This window comes from Streptomyces sp. NPDC048277 (genome assembly GCF_040652235.1).
In the GTDB taxonomy this organism is placed as follows: Bacteria; Actinomycetota; Actinomycetes; order Streptomycetales; family Streptomycetaceae; genus Streptomyces.
Map to the genome: position 1 here is coordinate 345,014 of NZ_JBEZLQ010000010.1, position 14,494 is coordinate 359,507.

The 14,494-nt window shown below is 72.2% G+C and carries 14 protein-coding genes, 1 other RNA gene and 2 pseudogenes; 10 read left to right on the forward strand and 7 right to left on the reverse strand.

What is annotated here, in order from left to right:
- Window position 1 precedes the first annotated feature (1 nt).
- Window positions 2–940 (forward strand): 3-oxoacyl-ACP reductase, encoded by a 939-nt coding sequence (locus AB0D85_RS23525; RefSeq protein ID WP_362323246.1) that lies wholly within the window; start codon window positions 2–4, stop codon window positions 938–940.
- Between the two features lie 62 nt (window positions 941–1,002).
- Here the strand turns inward: AB0D85_RS23525 and AB0D85_RS23530 are convergent, their stop codons facing one another.
- Window positions 1,003–1,155 (reverse strand): hypothetical protein, encoded by a 153-nt coding sequence (locus AB0D85_RS23530; RefSeq protein WP_362323249.1) that lies wholly within the window; start codon window positions 1,153–1,155, stop codon window positions 1,003–1,005.
- A gap of 104 nt (window positions 1,156–1,259) precedes the next feature.
- Window positions 1,260–2,501 carry a hypothetical protein gene (locus tag AB0D85_RS23535; protein ID WP_362323252.1) on the reverse strand — a complete coding sequence of 414 codons (1,242 nt, stop codon included), beginning with the start codon at window positions 2,499–2,501 and terminating at the stop codon, window positions 1,260–1,262.
- Between the two features lie 188 nt (window positions 2,502–2,689).
- On the opposite strand from AB0D85_RS23535, the gene AB0D85_RS23540 reads away from it, so the two are divergent.
- Genes AB0D85_RS23540 through AB0D85_RS23550 form a run of 3 tightly spaced genes read left to right on the forward strand, consistent with a single transcriptional unit; the run spans window position 2,690 to window position 5,560 of the window.
- The gene (locus AB0D85_RS23540; protein WP_362323255.1) at window positions 2,690–3,529 is read left to right on the forward strand and encodes a Nif3-like dinuclear metal center hexameric protein; all 840 of its coding nucleotides are present in this window, start codon (window positions 2,690–2,692) and stop codon (window positions 3,527–3,529) included.
- Window positions 3,526–4,269, forward strand: a complete 744-nt coding sequence (locus AB0D85_RS23545; protein ID WP_362323327.1) for a C4-type zinc ribbon domain-containing protein — start codon at window positions 3,526–3,528, stop codon at window positions 4,267–4,269. The genes AB0D85_RS23540 and AB0D85_RS23545 overlap by 4 nt, the downstream gene beginning before the upstream one ends.
- 19 nt (window positions 4,270–4,288) lie before the next feature.
- Entirely contained in the window at window positions 4,289–5,560 is a 1,272-nt protein-coding gene (locus AB0D85_RS23550; RefSeq protein WP_362323258.1) for a bifunctional RNase H/acid phosphatase, read from the forward strand.
- Here the strand turns inward: AB0D85_RS23550 and AB0D85_RS23555 are convergent.
- Both AB0D85_RS23555 and yaaA read right to left on the reverse strand, forming a co-directional pair.
- On the reverse strand, window positions 5,532–6,209 hold the full coding sequence (locus AB0D85_RS23555) for a bifunctional 4-hydroxy-2-oxoglutarate aldolase/2-dehydro-3-deoxy-phosphogluconate aldolase (protein WP_362323261.1): 678 nt from the start codon (window positions 6,207–6,209) through the stop codon (window positions 5,532–5,534). The genes AB0D85_RS23550 and AB0D85_RS23555 overlap by 29 nt on opposite strands.
- Before the next feature lie 44 nt (window positions 6,210–6,253).
- Window positions 6,254–7,036 (reverse strand): peroxide stress protein YaaA, encoded by a 783-nt coding sequence (yaaA, locus tag AB0D85_RS23560; protein WP_362323264.1) that lies wholly within the window; start codon window positions 7,034–7,036, stop codon window positions 6,254–6,256.
- 129 nt (window positions 7,037–7,165) lie between these two features.
- On the opposite strand from yaaA, the gene AB0D85_RS23565 reads away from it, so the two are divergent.
- The gene (locus AB0D85_RS23565; RefSeq protein WP_362323267.1) at window positions 7,166–8,602 is read left to right on the forward strand and encodes an RNB domain-containing ribonuclease; all 1,437 of its coding nucleotides are present in this window, start codon (window positions 7,166–7,168) and stop codon (window positions 8,600–8,602) included.
- Here AB0D85_RS23565 and AB0D85_RS23570 read toward each other — a convergent pair.
- The 3 genes and pseudogenes from AB0D85_RS23570 to AB0D85_RS23580 all read right to left on the reverse strand — a co-directional run.
- Entirely contained in the window at window positions 8,493–9,149 is a 657-nt protein-coding gene (locus tag AB0D85_RS23570) for a hypothetical protein (protein ID WP_362323270.1), read from the reverse strand. The genes AB0D85_RS23565 and AB0D85_RS23570 overlap by 110 nt on opposite strands.
- On the reverse strand, window positions 9,146–9,898 hold the full coding sequence (locus AB0D85_RS23575; RefSeq protein WP_362323273.1) for a MerR family transcriptional regulator: 753 nt from the start codon (window positions 9,896–9,898) through the stop codon (window positions 9,146–9,148). Before AB0D85_RS23575 ends, AB0D85_RS23570 begins: the two co-directional genes overlap by 4 nt.
- Before the next feature lie 33 nt (window positions 9,899–9,931).
- Window positions 9,932–10,096 (reverse strand): annotated as a pseudogene (locus tag AB0D85_RS23580) (hypothetical protein); the annotation flags it as partial.
- A 12-nt stretch (window positions 10,097–10,108) separates the two neighbouring features.
- Between AB0D85_RS23580 and AB0D85_RS23585 the strand changes: the two are divergent.
- The 5 genes and pseudogenes from AB0D85_RS23585 (at window position 10,109) to AB0D85_RS23605 (ending at window position 14,380) form a co-directional block, all read left to right on the forward strand.
- Window positions 10,109–10,315: a hypothetical protein gene (locus AB0D85_RS23585; protein WP_362323330.1), complete on the forward strand. Its 207-nt coding sequence runs from the start codon at window positions 10,109–10,111 to the stop codon at window positions 10,313–10,315.
- A 91-nt stretch (window positions 10,316–10,406) separates the two neighbouring features.
- On the forward strand, window positions 10,407–11,237 hold the full coding sequence (locus tag AB0D85_RS23590) for an AraC family transcriptional regulator (protein ID WP_362323275.1): 831 nt from the start codon (window positions 10,407–10,409) through the stop codon (window positions 11,235–11,237).
- Window positions 11,238–11,253: 16 nt separating this feature from the next.
- Window positions 11,254–12,087: pseudogene (locus AB0D85_RS23595) on the forward strand (DMT family transporter); the annotation flags it as partial.
- Between the two features lie 94 nt (window positions 12,088–12,181).
- Window positions 12,182–12,587: RNase P RNA component class A (gene rnpB, locus AB0D85_RS23600), an RNA gene on the forward strand.
- Between the two features lie 551 nt (window positions 12,588–13,138).
- Window positions 13,139–14,380 (forward strand): IS256 family transposase, encoded by a 1,242-nt coding sequence (locus tag AB0D85_RS23605; protein WP_362323278.1) that lies wholly within the window; start codon window positions 13,139–13,141, stop codon window positions 14,378–14,380.
- Window positions 14,381–14,494: the final 114 nt, after the last annotated feature.

A 14,494-nucleotide genomic window follows, 5' to 3' on the forward strand; every position in this document is an offset into this window, starting at 1 on the left:
TATGCCGGGGCCGCTGGACGGACTCACCGCGATCGTCACCGGGGCCGGCCGCGGGCTCGGCCGGGCCGAGGCGCTCGAACTCGCCCGGCTGGGCGCGGCCGTCGTCGTCAACGACTTCGGGCAGCCGGGCCGCGACGGCTCCGGGGAGGCCTCCGCCGGACCGGCCGAGCAGGTCGCCGAGGAGATCCGCGCGGGTGGCGGCCGGGCCGTCGCCCACACCGGGGACGTGGCGGACTTCTCGCAGGCGCGAGACCTTCTCACGCTTGCGACAAGCACCTACGGAAAGCTGGACATCCTCGTCAACAACGCCGGCATCCTCCGTGACCGCATGGTCTTCTCCATGACCGAGGAGGAGTGGGACTCGGTGATCCGGGTCCACCTCAAGGGCCACTTCAACACCACGCACTTCGCGGCGGCGCACTGGCGGGAGCGGTCGAAGGCGACCGGCGGGCGGGTGTACGGCCGGATCGTGAACACCTCCTCGGAGGCCTTCCTCGCAGGATCGGCCGGCCAGCCGAACTACGCGGCCGCGAAGGGCGGGATCGTCGGCCTCACCACCTCCACCGCCCTCGCCCTCGCCAAGTACGGCGTGACCGCCAACGTGATCTGCCCGCGCGCCCGCACCCGGATGACCGAGGACGTCTTCGCCGGGTTCGAGCAGCCCGCCGAGGGACTCGACCCCCTCGCCCCCGAGCATGTCGCCCCGCTCGTCGGCTACCTGGCCTCACCGGCCGCCGAACGCGTCAACGGCCAGCTGCTCGTCGTGCACGGCGGCATGGTCGCGATCGTCGAACGGCCGCGCGTCCAGGCCAGGTTCGACAGCAAGCAGGACACCTTCGGCTACGACGAACTCGACGCCCTCCTCACCCCGCACTACGCGGACCGGCCGCCGGGGGAGACCTTCGCGGCGGCGGAGGTGCTGGGCCTGAAGCGGCAGTAGGACGGCACACGACAGCGGCCCCGCCCCCGGAAGGGCGGAGCCGCTCTCCTACGTACGTACCGTCAGGCCGCCGTCTCGGCCGGCTCCGGCTTGCGGTGCCGGCCGCTGGGGGCCGTTTCGCTGTCCTGACCCGAGACGTGACCACGGTGCTTGCCGTGACCGTCCGTCTCCTCAAGCTCGGCGGACAGCTGCTGGGACGTGCTGGCGTCGCTCATCGGAAGAATTCACCCCGTCAACATGATCTTTCTTACAGCGCGGCGAGTCTAACCGGCCCACCATGGGGCGAATCCAGGCGGGCACGCCGACCGCAGCACGTTCGTTACAAGACGCGCGCAAGCGGAGCCTGCTGCAGGGGCACCGGCCGGGCCGCGACAGGCCCCGGCGGATCCGGTTCGGCCGGCTCCCCGGGCGCGCTCGACGCCCCGGCAGCCACACCGTCCCGAACCGGATCCCCCTGACCCGCGCCCCCGTCCCCCGTACCCGCATCCCCCGGCGGCCCCCCGCGCTCCCCCGTCTCCGCCCAGGGCACCGCCACCGCCGCCACACCGCACGGGACCTCCCCCGTGGCGTACGGCAGCAGCAGCACCCCGTCCGTCGTCCACAGCCCGGCGCCGGTCAACCACCCCTCCGGCGCCGTGAGATGGCACATCCTGCGCGCCCTGGGCCGCCAGGCGCCGACCCAGCCGCCCAGCGGCCCCTCGATCCGCAGCGCGACCCCGCAGCTCTCCGGCGTCAGCACCTGCCCCGGCTGGATCGCGAACGGCGTCACCGTGCACTCCGCCACCCGCAGGCTCTCCGGGAAGCGCACCGGGAGCGTGCCGCCGAGGACACCCCAGCCCAACCGTTCCTGCCCGGGGGAGGGCGCGTCCGAGCCGACCAGGATCAGCCCGCTGTCCGGGTCGGCGAGCAGCAGCCGGTCGTCGCTGTCCGCCGCGATCTGCAGCAACGGCGACACCTCGCCGCCCCGCCCCAGATCGACCACGACCGCCTTGGTCCGTCCGCCCAGCTCCCGGTCCAGGGCCAGCATCCGCCCGCCCCGGTCCAGCCACACCCCGCCCGAGCAGCGCCCCGGAACCACCGCGAGCCGCTCGGGCCCGAAGGCCCCGCCCGCCACCAGCCACACGGTGGAGGAACGCGGGCCCACGGCGAGCGCATACGCCCGCACACCCCCGGGCGCGGGCGGCAGCAGCCGTAGCGAACCACTCGAATCCGCACCCGCCCCCGGGTCCGGGCACTCCACCGCGCCCAGCGGCAGCTCGCCCGTGCCCGGCCCGGTCGGATACAGCAGGGCGAAGTGGTGGCGCCCGTCCACCAGCCGGCGGATCAGCACCCGCCCGTCGCCCATCGGCTGCACCTCCGTGTCCGGTTCCTCGGGCTGGTTGCCCGGCAGCGGTACGGCGTAGGGCTCGGGGCCGTCCAGCGTCCACCGCTCCGGGAAGCAGGAACCATCCTGCTGGGCCAGCCGGGCCGCGTACGCCCCGTCCACCGTGATGGCGCAGCCCGCCCCCGGCGTTCTGTCGTCCTCGTCCGCAGCCGAGGGTTCGATCGCACAGGCCGTCATCGTTCGGTCACCTCCGGCCACGACGCTAGTTTTCGCACGCACAGGCGGGGCACCGGCCGCTCATGGCTTCACACATACGGGTGCACGCCGGGCGATTCACCTGAGGAAACGGGGACGGGTGTGCTGCGCGTCGCCTCCCGTGGGTGAGCAGGTACGCCCCCGCGGAACAGGCAGGTAGCCTTTTCCCCGTGCCCCGTCTGTCAGAAGTCATCGCCGCGCTGGAGAGCCTGTGGCCCGCCGAGCGGGCCGAGTCCTGGGACGCGGTCGGCACGGTCGTGGGCGACCCCGACCAGGAGGTCGCGAGGGTCCTCTTCGCCGTCGATCCGGTCCAGGACATCGTCGACGAGGCCGTGAAGCTGGGCGCCGACCTGCTGGTCACCCACCACCCCCTGTACCTGCGCGGTACGACGACGGTCGCGGCGACCCACTTCAAGGGCAGGGTGGTCCACACCCTCATCAAGAACGACATCGCGCTGCACGTTGCCCACACCAACGCCGACACCGCCGACCCGGGCGTCTCCGACGCGCTCGCGGGAGCCCTGGACCTGCGCGTCGTACGCCCCCTGGTCCCGGACCCCGCCGACCCGGAGGGCCGCCGGGGCCTGGGCCGTGTCTGCGAACTGGACCACCCGGTGACCGTCCGCGAACTCGCCGCCCGGGCCGCCGCCCGCCTCCCCGCCACCGCACAGGGCATCCGCGTGGCCGGCGACCCCGAGGCCCTCGTCCGCACCGTCGCCGTCAGCGGCGGCTCCGGCGACAGCCTCTTCGACGTCGTACGCGCCGCCGGGGTGGACGCCTTCCTCACCGCCGACCTGCGCCACCACCCGGCGTCGGAAGCGGTCGCCCAAAGCCCCCTCGCGCTGCTCGACGCGGCGCACTGGGCCACCGAATGGCCCTGGTGCGAGCTGGCCGCGGCCCAGCTCGACGAGATCTCCGACCGCCACGGCTGGGACCTGCGCGTGCACGTCTCCAAGACGGTCACCGACCCCTGGACCAGCCACTCACCGTCCCTTGGAGCCCCCAACTGAACGCAGCGCCCGCCGACCAGATCCGACTCCTCGACGTCCAGGCCCTGGACGTACGCCTCCAGCAGCTGGCGCACAAGCGGAAGTCGCTGCCCGAGCACGCCGAGATCGAGTCGCTGACCAAGGACCTCACGCAGCTGCGCGACCTGCTCGTGGCCGCCCAGACCGAGGAGAGCGACACCGCCCGCGAGCAGACCAAGGCCGAGCAGGACGTGGACCAGGTGCGCCAGCGCGCCGCCCGCGACCAGCAGCGCCTGGACTCCGGCGCGGTCACTTCCCCGAAGGACCTGGAGAACCTCCAGAAGGAGATCGTCTCCCTCGCCAAGCGCCAGGGCGATCTGGAGGACGTCGTCCTGGAGGTCATGGAGCGCCGTGAGTCCGCGCAGGAGCGGGTCGCCGAGCTGACCGAGCGGGTCGGCGCGGTCCAGGGCCGGATCGACGAGGCGACCGGCCGCCGGAACACCACGTCCGAGGGGATCGACGCCGAGGTGGCGACGGTGACCAAGGAGCGCGGGGTCATCGCCGGCGCCGTCCCCGCCGACCTCCTCAAGCTCTACGACAAGCTGCGCGAGCAGCAGGGCGGCATCGGCGCGGCGAAGCTGTACGCCCGCACCTGCCAGGGCTGCCGCCAGGAACTCGCCATCACCGAGCTGGCCGAGGTCCGCAAGGCCGCGCCGGACACGGTGGTGCGCTGCGAGAACTGCCGCCGGATCCTGGTGCGCACGGCCGAGTCGGGCCTGTAGGAACACTTAAGGGGCGTACGTGGCAAGGGAGTTCATCGTCGAGGCGGACGGCGGCTCCCGGGGCAACCCGGGTCCCGCCGGCTACGGCGCGGTGGTCATCGACGCGGCGACCGGCGAGACGCTGACGGAGGCGGCCGAATACCTCGGCGTCGTCACCAACAACGTCGCCGAGTACCGCGGCCTGCTGGCGGGCCTGCGCGCGGCCCACGACCTGGACCCGGCCGCCGCGGTCCACGTCCGCATGGACTCCAAGCTGGTCGTCGAGCAGATGTCGGGCCGCTGGAAGATCAAACACCCCGACATGAAGCCACTGGCCCTGGAGGCGGGCCGCGTCTTCCCGGCGGACCGGGTGACGTACGAGTGGATCCCGAGGGCCCAGAACAAACACGCGGACAGACTGGCGAACGAGGCGATGGACGCGGGTGGGCGGGGCGAGCAGTGGTCGGCTGCGGCGTCCACGGCGGAACTGGACGCGCGAGCGGCAGCGCCCCGTGAGGGACGCGAGTCCGTGAAGCAGACGGCACCGACAGCGCCCCGTAAGGGGCGCGGGGAACTGCGCGACCAGCCCCCACCCACCGGCACTGTGACGACTGCCGACGCACCCGCCGACACCCGCGCCGCCCGCACCGTAGCGAGCCCCGGCTGGAGCTCGGCCCCCGACATGGGCGCCCCGGCAACCTTCGTCCTCCTCCGCCACGGCGAAACCCCCCTCACCCCCCAGAAACGCTTCTCCGGCAGCGGCGGCACCGACCCCGCCCTCTCCGAAGTCGGCCTGGAACAGGCGCAGCGCGTCGCCGAGGCCCTCGCCCGCCGCGGCACGATCGAGACGATCCTCGCCTCCCCCCTCACCCGCACCCGGCAGACCGCCGCGGCCGTCGCCACCCGCCTCGGACTCGACGTCACGATCGAGGAGGGGCTCAAGGAGACGGACTTCGGCGCCTGGGAGGGCCTCACCTTCGGCGAGGTCCGCGAGCGCCACCCGGACGACCTGAACGCCTGGCTCGCCGACCCGGAGGCCCACCCCACCGGCGGCGGCGAGAGCTTCGCCGAGACCGCGACGCGCATCGCGGCCACCCGCGAGAAGCTGGTCGCGGCCTACGCGGGCCGCACGGTCCTGCTCGTCACTCACGTCACGCCGATCAAGACGTTCGTACGGCTCGCCCTCGGCGCCCCGCCGGAGTCCCTGTTCCGCATGGAACTGTCGGCGGCCTCCCTGTCGGCGGTGGCGTACTACGCCGACGGCAACGCGAGCGTGCGGCTCTTCAACGACACGTCCCACCTGCGTCCCTGATACTCCTGAGCCCCGCCGCCGCCCGGGCCAGCGACTCGACGCGGGTCCAGTCCCGGGCGGCCACCGCATCCGCGGGGATCATCCAGGTGCCGCCCACGCAGCCGACGTTGGGCAGAGCGAGGTACTCCGGCGCGTTGCCCGGCCCGATCCCTCCCGTCGGGCAGAAGCGGGCCTGGGGGAGCGGACCCGCGAGGGACTTCAGATAGGCCGTGCCGCCGGCCGCCTGCGCCGGGAAGAACTTCATCTCCCGCACCCCGCGTTCGAGCAGCGCCACGACCTCCGAGACGGTCGACACCCCCGGCAGGAACGGCACCCCGGACGCGACCATCGCCGTCAGCAGCCCGTCCGTCCACCCCGGGCTGACGAGGAACCGCGCCCCGGCCGCCACACACTCGGTGACCTGCTCCGGTGTCAGAACCGTCCCCGCCCCGACCACCGCGTCCGGCACCGCACCGGCGATCGCCCGGATCGCGTCGAGCGCGGCCGGGGTCCGCAGCGTCACCTCGATCGCGGGCAGCCCGCCGGCCACCAGCGCCCGGGCCAGCGGTACGGCGTCGCCCGCGTCCTCGATCACGACGACGGGGACGACGGGCGCGAGGTCCAGCACGGAGGTGGGCATGACGAACATCCTGCCCACGCGGTGCAGCATGCGCAAAGGGCATTGCATATGATGCAACGCCTTGTCGGATGTTCTCAGTGAACCTCTGTCACCAGCACATCCAGCGCCCACCCCTGCCCCGCCTTCCCCGGCGCCGTCGCCTCCACCTCGTACCCCAGGTCCCGCAACGCCTCCACCAGCTCACCCGGACCGGCCGGCACCACCCCAGTGGTCAGCAGACTGCGCACGATCCGCCCCTTCGTCGCCTTGTTGAAGTGGCTGACGACCTTCCGCGTCGGCGCGTGCAGCACCCGTACCGTCGCCGTCCGCGAGGCCACCTCGCCCTTCGGCTTCCACGCCGCCGCGTACGCCGCCGACCGCAGGTCCAGCACCAGCCCGGACCCGGCCGCCTCCGGCAGCGCCTCGGCCATCGGCTTCCGCCAGTGCGTGCCCAGCGCGCCCAGCCCCGGCAGCCGCACCCCCATCGAGCAGCGGTACGACGGGATCCGGTCCGTCACCCGGACCGCGCCCCACAGACCCGAGAACACCAGCAGCGAGCGCGCGGCCCGCCGCTTCGCGGCCGTGTCCAGGGAGGCCAGGTCGAGGGCGTCGTACAGCACCCCCGTGTAGATCTCCCCGGCCGGACGCGCGCCCGCCGTCCGCAGCTCCGCGTTCTTCGCGACCTCGCCGCGCAGCCCCTCGCTCAGCCCGAGGACCTCGCGCGCCTTCTCCTCGTCACCGGCACACAGCTCGACCAGTTCGGCGAGCACGGCCTCGCGGGCGTCCGCCAGCCCCGGCAGGGACAGCCCCACCGGCTTCAGCGGGGCGCCACGGCCCGAGGACGCCTTGCCTTCCGAGGGCGGCAGCAGGACCAGCACACGTACTCCTCTTCATCGCCGGCGTTCGGCACCGTCGTCCGGTCAACGGCGTTCGTCACCGGCGTTCGTCATCAACGCCTCGCGCCAGCGTAAGGCGCCGGAGCGGCCCGATGTGACTACGCTCGTCCTATGCCCCGCCGCCACATCCGTGTGAAGGGCGCCCCAGAGGCCCCCCTCCGGGCCGCGCTCGCCGCGCTCCGGGCCGACCTCGGTATCCAGGAGAACTTCCTGACCGAGGTGCTCGCGGAGGCCGAGAGCGCCGCCAGGTACCCGGCCGTGCCCGGTCACGACGCGACCGACATCCCCTTCTTCACCGTCGACCCGCCCACGTCCCGTGACCTGGACCAGGCGATGCACCTGTCCCGGCACGAGGGCGGCTACCGCGTCCGGTACGCCATCGCCGACGTCGCCGCCTTCGTCGTACCCGGCGGCGCGCTGGACTCCGAGGCGCACCACCGCGTCAACACGCTCTACTTCCCGGACCAGAAGGTCCCGCTGCACCCGACCGTCCTCAGCGAGGGCGCGGCCAGCCTGCTCCCCGGCCAGACCTGCCCCGCCGTCCTGTGGACCATCGACCTGGACGGAGACGGACGGACGCTGACCGCCGACGTCCGCAGGGCGCTCGTCCGCAGCCGGGCCAAGCTGGACTACGCGGGTGTGCAGAAGCGGATCGACGAGGGGACCGCCGAGGAACCCGTCGCGCTGCTCAGGGAGATCGGCGAGGCCCGCGAACGCCTGGAGGTGGAGCGCGGCGGCATCTCCCTGAACGTGCCGGAGCAGGAGATCGTCGAGTACGACCACACCTACGAGCTCACCTACCGCGCCCCGCTGCCCGCCGACGCCTGGAACGCCCAGATCTCCCTGCTCACCGGCATGGCGGCGGCCGATCTGATGCTGGCCCACGGCACCGGCGTCCTGCGCACCCTCCCGGCCGCCCCCGACGGCGCCGTCGCCCGTCTCCGCCGTACCGCGCACGCGCTGCACATCGACTGGCCGCACCATGTCTCGTACGCCGCGCTGATCCGCTCCCTGAACCCGCACCGCCCGCGCCACGCGGCCTTCCTCCAGGAGTGCACCACCCTGCTGCGCGGCGCCGGTTACACGGTCTTCCGCGACGGCGCCCTCCCCGCGATCACCACGCACGCGGCCGTCGCCGCCCCCTACGCCCACTGCACCGCGCCGCTGCGCCGGCTGGCCGACCGCTACGCCTCGGAGCTGTGCCTGGCGGCGGCCGCCGGCGAGGAGCCGCCCGACTGGGTGCTGATGGCGCTGGACACGCTCCCCAAGGAGATGGCCGAAGGCGCGCGGCGTGCGGGCACGGTGGAACGGGAGTGCGTCGACGTCGTCGAGGCGGCGCTGTTGAAGGACCGCGTGGGCGAGGTCTTCGACGGCTGCGTGGTGGAGGTCGAGGAGCGCCGGCCGACCGTGGGGCGGGTGCTGTTGCAGGAGCCCGCCGTCATAGGGCGGATCGAGGACGGGGACCCGCTGCCCCTGGGCGAGCGGCTGCGGGTGCGGCTGGTCCGGGCCGATCCGGGGACGGCGAAGGTGCGGTTCGCGCCTGCGTGAGCTGTCGTACCAGGTCGGTGGCGTCGTCGGCGTGGAACCGGACGACGCTCACTTCCCGCGGACGGCCCAGCAGGTCGAAGTGGGCGACGGGCCCGGCCAGTTCGAGGGTCACCGAGGTCTGGGAGCCGATGGGTACGTCGAGTTCGCCGGCCGTCCTCTCGTGCCGGTAGCGCGTCTCGCGTCGTACGGCCGTGATCGCGTCCAGCGGTATGCGCAGGTCGAGCCGGACACCGCCCCGGACGTGCAGCGCGTCCGGGGTCAGCAGGTGCGGGTGGACCACGGCGGCGGCGTGCAGGCCGACGACGAAGAGGACCGTGTAGACGTCCAGGACGAGGACGACGAGGTGCACGGCCGGCCAGCCGCGCAGCAGTACCGACATGCCGATCGTCTCGATCACGCACACGAACGCGAGCCCGAAGAGCATGGCGCCCTGACCCCGGGCGTATCCGAAGCGCACCCCCGTCCCGCTGGTCCGCCGGGCGGCCCACAGCACCAGACTCGCCAGCAGCCGCGCCTCGTGCCGGAGCACGGCGTACGCCGCCCTCACGGCCGCTCTCCGCCGATGATGTCCAGGGCCCGGCGGATCGCCGCTGCCTGTGCCGGGGCGAGGTTGGCGTAGAGGGCTCGCAGAAAGCTGTGCCCATGGTCGACGGCGCCGTCGGGGAACACGTCCCGGGGGATGCAGCCGGCCAGGACCCGGGCGGCCTCGGCCACCCGCGGGTCACCGGCGTCCGCGTCGGCGAGCGCGTCGAGCAGCGCGTAGGCCTCGTTCGCGCGCGCCATGGCCTGCGGCGACCCGGCCATGGCACCGGCCAGGGACATCAGCCGTTCCCGGGCCGCCGGGTCGGCCATCGTGTCCATCAGAGCGAACACCTCGCGGTCCCTGGCGGCCATCGAGGAGCCGGCGAACCGGCCGGCCGTCTCCGCGAACAGGGCCGCCAGTTCCGGCGAGACGGGCCCCTCGGCGGGCAGTTCGCCCGCGTCCAGCAGGGCCCGCAGCCGTTGCCGCCGGTCCTGGATCCCGGCCTCCTGCCGGGCGAGGTCCTCGTCGAGCTCGGTGAGCACCTCGACGAGGTCCTTGCCGGCGTCGTCCGCGAGGACGTCCCGCACCTCGGCGAGCCCGAGCCCCAGCTCGGTCAGCCGCCGGATCCGGGCGAGGACGACGGCGTGCCGGAGCGTGTAGTCCCGGTAGCCATTGCTGAGCCGCTCGGGCTCGGGCAGCAGGCCCAGCTGGTGGTAGTGCCGCACCGTGCGCGTGGTGACGCCGACGGCGTCGGCGAGTTCTCCGATCCGCATGGGACCAGTACAGACGTTGACGTCGCGGCAGGGTCAAACGGCGGTGAACCAGCGACTGCACGTTTCACCGAGGCCGCTTCCGTCCTCGTCGCCCTTGTCCGCCGCCCAGGCCACGAACCCGTCGGGCCGTACGAGGAGCGCGGCCGCCTCCGGCCGCCCGGGGCAGGCCACGGTCAGGACGTCCACCCGGTCGCCGTACTCCTCGACGCGGTGGAACTGGCGCTGGCCGGAGCGCTCGCCGAGGCCGGGCTCGCCGACCCGGAGCTGGTGGCGGCCGTGACGGTCGCCGCGTACCGCTCGGTGTGTGTCGTCTCCGTGCGCCGCCAGCTCGCGGGCGACCCGTTCGCCGAACTCGCCGAGGACCACCGGGAGCGGATGGAGGCGGCGTTCGACGCGCTGGAGCGGATGGCTCAGTAGGCCGACCCGGACGCGGCATGGAAACGGGGCCCGGGAGCGTTGCACTCTTGGCGCGAGGCGGTGCGAAGTCTGGCGCGAGGGGGGTGCGAAAGTGGCCGAGGACGCACGGTGGACGAGGGCGCGGCTGGGCCGCTGCGGCCCGTCGCTCGACATGCTGACGGCCCGCTTCGACAAGCACGTGTACGCCCCGCACGAACACGCCGAGTTCTCGATCGGTGTCTGCGTCGGCGGCTCCGAGGTGATCGACTACCGCGGCGGCCACATCCGCACCGGCCCCGGTTCGATCGTCGTCCTGGCCCCAGGAGAGATGCACACGGGCGGCCCGGCCACCCAGACCGACGGCTACGCCTACCGCGCCCTGTACGCGACCCCGTCCCTGCTGGCGGACGGCACCCTGCTCGCGGGCACACCCCACTTCCGCGACCCGGTCGTCGCCGACCCCGAACTGGCCGCGGCCTTCCGCCACGCCCACACGGCCCTGTCCGTCTGCCCCGACCCCCTGGAGGCCGAGTCCCGCCTCCCCTGGCTGCTCACGGCCCTGTCCCGCCGCCACTCGACGGCGCGCCCGGCACCGGACCGTATCCCCGGCGCGAGCGGTGTCGCCCTCCTGGTCAGGGACCGCCTGGCCGACGAACTCACGGCTCCCCCCTCGCTCGCCGACCTGGCCGCGGACCTGGGCCTGTCCCGCTACCAACTCCTGCGGGCCTTCCGTACGACGATGGGCGTCCCGCCGTACGCCTGGCTGGCCCAGTACCGGGTGGTTCGCGCCCGTGGCCTCCTGGAGGCGGGCCTGCGCCCGGCGGAGGTGGCGACGCTGGTGGGCTTCGCCGACCAGGCCCATCTGACCCGCTGGTTCCGCCGGGTGCTGGGGGTGACCCCGGCGGCGTACCGCAACAGCGTTCAAGACGCGGCACGGGCATGAGGCCGATGCTTTCCGCATGACTGCACGCGGCTGGTTCCTGTTCTCCCTCATGGGAGTGATCTGGGGTGTCCCCTATCTGATGATCAAGGTGGCGGTGGACGAGGTGTCCCCGTCGACAGTGGTCTTCGCCCGCTGTGCGGTGGGCGCCCTGCTCCTCCTCCCCCTGGCGATCCGCCAAGGCGGCCTCCTGGACACCCTCCGCACCCACTGGCGCCCGATGCTGGCCTTCGCGTGCATAGAGATCATGGGCCCCTGGTTCACGCTCACCGACGCCGAACGCCACCTCTCCAGCTCGACGGCGGGCCTGCTGATAGCGGGCGTACCGATCGTGGGTGTGGTGGCGGCGCGCTACTTCGGCGGCGACAGGGAGCACCTGGGAGTACGCCGGGTGGCGGGCCTCCTGATCGGCCTGGCCGGCGTAGGCGTGCTCACGGTCCCCCACCTGACGGGAGGCGACGCCCGCTCCCTCGCCGAGGTCCTGCTCACGGTCATCGGCTACGCGACCGCCCCCCTGATAGCGGCCCGCCGCCTCAAGGACGTCCCGACACTGCAGCTGATAGCCCCCTGCCTGACACTGGCGGCCCTGGTCTACGCCCCCGCGGCGGCAGCCACCTGGCCCACCGCCATGCCCTCGACGAACGCGCTCCTCTCCCTCCTGGCCCTGGGGATCCTCTGCACGGCAGTCGCGTTCGTCGCCTTCCTGGAACTGATCAAGGAGATAGGCCCCACCCGCTCCACAGTGATCACCTACGTCAACCCGGCGGTGGCGGTGGCGGCGGGCGCCCTGTTCCTGGGCGAGAGCTTCACCCCGACGATCGCGGTGTCCTTCGCGCTGATCCTCACAGGGTCGGTACTGGCGACGATGACCTCGGCACCGAAGGGAACGAAGGGATCGATGGGACCGAAGCGGTCGACCCGCCCGGTAACATGGTCGACACGGCAGACGAGCCGGGCGGACGGCCGCGTGGAGTCCCCTTGACGGGGGCTTCCCGAGGAACGTCCGGGCTCCACAGGGCAGGGTGGTGGCTAACGGCCACCCGAGGCGACTCGCGGGACAGTGCCACAGAAAGCAAACCGCCGGGGGTCTCGACCCTCGGTAAGGGTGAAACGGTGGTGTAAGAGACCACCAGTGCCCAGGGTGACCTGGGCAGCTAGGTAAACCCCACCCGGAGCAAGGTCAAGAGGAGCGCTGTAAAAGGCGCTCTGCGGGGACGTTCGAGGGCTGCCCGCCCAAGCCCCCGGGTAGACCGCACGAGGCCGGTGGCAACACCGGCCCTAGATGGATGGCCGTCGCCCCGACTCCCGCGAGGGACCGGGGTACAGAACCCGGCGTACAGCCCGACTCGTCTGCCGCTCTGTGTTTCCGCCGGTCGCGGAGCCGCTCGGGACCGAGAGGTGACAGCCGCTTGAGGACGGGCAGCCGTATGGATGAGGCGACGTGGCAAGGGGCCTCTATAGCTGTGCCGATCACCGTCCAGAGCTGGTTGATGCCCTGAGCTGCAGGAACGCGACGAGCGGACTGGCTGTGGCTCTCACCAGCGACCCGGAGGCCGGGAGTGCCAGTGCCGATTCCCTCTGCCGCAAAGCGCTGACGGTAGCGCGCAGTCCACGCTGGCGGGAGGCCGTCTCCACGGCCCTGTCGGGCGACTGGGACGAGTCGCTCTGGCAGGCGGGACACCTTCCTTCCAACGCCATTGGTGCCCTGCGGGCGGAAGCACACATCATTCATGGGCAGTTGGTGCCACTGCGGCGACGAGATGGTGTCCCTTGTCGTGGTGTAGCCGATCAAGGTCAGGGAGTGCGCCGGGGGCGTGTGCCGATGGGCTTTCGTTCCCTGCCGCAGGGTGGGCCACCGTGCAACTCTCCGTAGTGAACGGGCAGTTCAACGCGGGAGGTGCAGGATGGCCCTGTCTCAGCATGACCTACTCCGGCTGCTTGAGTCATTACGTTCGGCGGACGGGCTCGAACTCGTCCGCAATGTGGCCGAGCGGATGCTCCAGGAGCTGATCGAGGCCGAGGCCACGGCCCGGATCGGCGCGGAGTGGAACGAGCACACCGAGACGCGCACCGCGCTTCGCAACGGTCACCGCGACAAGACGCTCAGCACCCAGGCCGGCGATCTGGACCTTGCGATCCCCAAGCTGCGGTCGGGGAGCTTCTTCCCCGCGCTGCTGGAGCGGCGCCGCCGCATCGACCAGGCCCTCTACGCCGTCATCATGGAGGCTTACGTCCACGGTGTGTCCACTCGGTCGGTCGATGACCTGGTCAAGGCCCTCGGCGCGGACACCGGGATCTCCAAGAGCGAGGTCTCGCGGATCTGCCAGGACCTGGACGGCCAGCTGACCGCGTTCCGTGCCCGGCCTGTGGACCACGTCCGCTTCCCCTACGTCTATCTGGACGCGACCTACTGCAAGGCGCGGGTCGAGCACCAGATCGTGTCCCGGGCCGTGGTGATCGCCACCGGGATCACCGAGGACGGCGGCCGGGAGGTCCTGGGCGTGATGGTCGGTGACAGCGAGACCGAGGTGTTCTGGACCGAGTTCCTGCGTCACCTGCGCGAACGCGGTCTGACCGGGGTCCGGCTCGTCATCGGCGACCACCACCTGGGACTGGTCAAGGCCATCCGCAAGGTCATGCTCGGGGCCGCCTACCAGCGCTGCAGGGTTCACTTCCTGCGCAACGTGTTCAGCGTGATCAACAAGGAAGCGGCCGAGATGGCCGCCGCCACGATCCGCACGATCTTCGCCCAGCCCACCGCCGACGCGGTCCGCACCCAGCTCGACACCGTCGCCGACATGCTCGGCAAGCAGTTCCCCAAGGTCAAAGACATGCTGCTGGAAGCGAAGGACGACCTCACCGCTTTCGCCGCCTTCCCCGAGCGACATTGGAAGAAGATCCAGTCCACCAACCCACTGGAACGGATCAACCGCGAGGTCAAGCGCCGCACCGACGTCGTCCAGGTCTTCCCCAACGACGACGCGCTCCTGCGACTGGTCACCGCCGTGCTCTTCGAACTACACGACGAATGGATCGCCTTCCCCCGCCGCTACCTGCCCGAGGGAAGCATGGACCAGCTTTACCCAGCCGAGCGCCCCGAAAGCACCCCCGCGCTACCCAACACCACCAACACGACCGCCGGTTGATCGGCTACACCACGAGAAGGCAACGCCGTTGCATTAGCCGTCAGGCCCGGCGTCAATGTCTCCGTCCTTGACCATCTTGAAGTCCAGTGTGTACGTCTGAACCGTGCGTGGATG

What these genes read in the sequence shown, in the direction of transcription:
- AB0D85_RS23525 (WP_362323246.1), top strand. Translation starts at nt 2, where the DNA reads ATGCCGGGGCCGCTGGACGGACTCACCGCGATCGTCACCGGGGCCGGC.
- AB0D85_RS23530 (WP_362323249.1), bottom strand. Translation starts at nt 1,155, where the DNA reads ATGAGCGACGCCAGCACGTCCCAGCAGCTGTCCGCCGAGCTTGAGGAG.
- AB0D85_RS23535 (WP_362323252.1), bottom strand. Translation starts at nt 2,501, where the DNA reads ATGACGGCCTGTGCGATCGAACCCTCGGCTGCGGACGAGGACGACAGA.
- AB0D85_RS23555 (WP_362323261.1), bottom strand. Translation starts at nt 6,209, where the DNA reads ATGCTGCACCGCGTGGGCAGGATGTTCGTCATGCCCACCTCCGTGCTG.
- AB0D85_RS23565 (WP_362323267.1), top strand. Translation starts at nt 7,166, where the DNA reads ATGCCCCGCCGCCACATCCGTGTGAAGGGCGCCCCAGAGGCCCCCCTC.
- AB0D85_RS23575 (WP_362323273.1), bottom strand. Translation starts at nt 9,898, where the DNA reads ATGCGGATCGGAGAACTCGCCGACGCCGTCGGCGTCACCACGCGCACG.
- AB0D85_RS23605 (WP_362323278.1), top strand. Translation starts at nt 13,139, where the DNA reads ATGGCCCTGTCTCAGCATGACCTACTCCGGCTGCTTGAGTCATTACGT.